The organism is Clostridium thailandense, assembly GCF_019207025.1.
In the GTDB taxonomy this organism is placed as follows: domain Bacteria; phylum Bacillota; class Clostridia; order Clostridiales; family Clostridiaceae; genus Clostridium_AM; species Clostridium_AM thailandense.
Genome location: NZ_JAEEGC010000220.1, coordinates 1 through 1,598 on the forward strand (window position 1 = coordinate 1; position 1,598 = coordinate 1,598).

A 1,598-nucleotide genomic window follows, 5' to 3' on the forward strand; every position below is an offset into this window, starting at 1 on the left:
GGATTGAAAAAAGGCGGTAAATTCTTATTAAATACTATCTGGACTCCAGAAGAAGTAGAAGCAAATTTACCAGCTTCATATAAGAAATTTATAGCTGAAAATAATATTGAATTCTATACTCTAAATGCTGTTAAAATAGCTCAAGAGATAGGACTTGGCGGAAGAATCAACATGATAATGCAATCAGCATTCTTCAAGATTGCTAACGTTATTCCAGTTGAAGATGCTATTAAATACTTAAAAGATGCAGTTGTAACTTCATATGGTAAGAAGGGACAAAAAGTTGTTGATATGAACAACGCTGCTATCGATAAGGGTGTTGAATCAATAGTTAAAATAGAAGTTCCAGCTGCTTGGGCAAGTATTGTAGAAGAAGCAGCAGCAACTACTGAAATTCCAGAATTCATAAAGAACATAGTTATCCCTATGAACAGACAAGAAGGAGACAGTCTTCCTGTAAGTGCATTCTTAGGAATGGAAGATGGTACATTCCCACAAGGAACTTCTGCTTATGAAAAGAGAGGAACTGCAGTAGCTGTTCCAGAATGGGAAATGGACAAGTGTATACAATGTAACCAATGTTCATTCGTATGTCCACATGCTGCAATAAGACCAGTACTTTTAACTGAAGAAGAAGCAGCTAAAGCACCAGCTGGATTACAATTTAAGGATGCCGCTGGAGCAAAAGGATTTAAATTCCATATGGCTGTATCACCACTTGATTGTTTAGGATGCGGAAACTGTGCTGACATCTGTCCAGCTAAGGAAAAAGCTTTAATTATGAAGCCGCTTGATACTCAATTAGATAAGACTGCTGCATGGGATTATGCTATGACAGTATCACCAAAAGCAAATCCAATGAACAAATTCAATGTAAAAGGAAGCCAATTTGAGAAGCCTTTACTTGAGTTCTCAGGATCATGTGCAGGTTGTATGGAAACTTCATATGCTAAAGTTGTAACTCAATTATTTGGTGACAGAATGATGATAGCTAATGCTACTGGATGTTCATCAATCTGGGGAGCATCAGCACCAGCAACTCCATATACAGTTAACCACAGAGGACATGGACCATCATGGGCAAACTCATTATTTGAAGATAATGCTCAATTTGGACTTGGAATGTTCCTTGGAGTTGAACAATTAAGAGATAAATTAGCTATGAATGCAAAAGAAGTATTAGCAGGAAATGCAAGCGCAGAATTAAAAGCAGCCCTTCAAGAATGGTTAGATAACATAGATCTTGGAGAAGGTTCAAGAGAAAGAGCAGATAAAGTAATAGCTGCAATCGAAGCTGCAAATAGTGACTGCAGTCTAGTAAAAGAAATATATGACAACAAGGATTTCTTAGTTAAGAGATCACACTGGATGTTTGGTGGAGACGGATGGGCTTATGACATCGGATACGGTGGATTAGATCATGTTCTAGCATCAGGCGAAGACGTAAATGTATTTGTATTTGATACAGAAGTTTACTCAAATACAGGTGGACAATCTTCAAAAGCAACACCAACAGCTGCTATAGCTAAATTCGCAGCTAGTGGTAAGAACACTAAGAAGAAAGACCTTGGAATGATGGCTATGAGCTATGGTTATGT

Annotated in this window: 1 protein-coding gene; it reads left to right on the forward strand. The window is 37.6% G+C overall.

Annotated features, from left to right (window positions below):
* Window positions 1-1,598, forward strand: a 1,598-nt coding sequence (locus tag I6U48_RS28760) for a 2-oxoacid:acceptor oxidoreductase family protein (RefSeq protein ID WP_218323948.1), incomplete at both ends; no start/stop codon positions are given.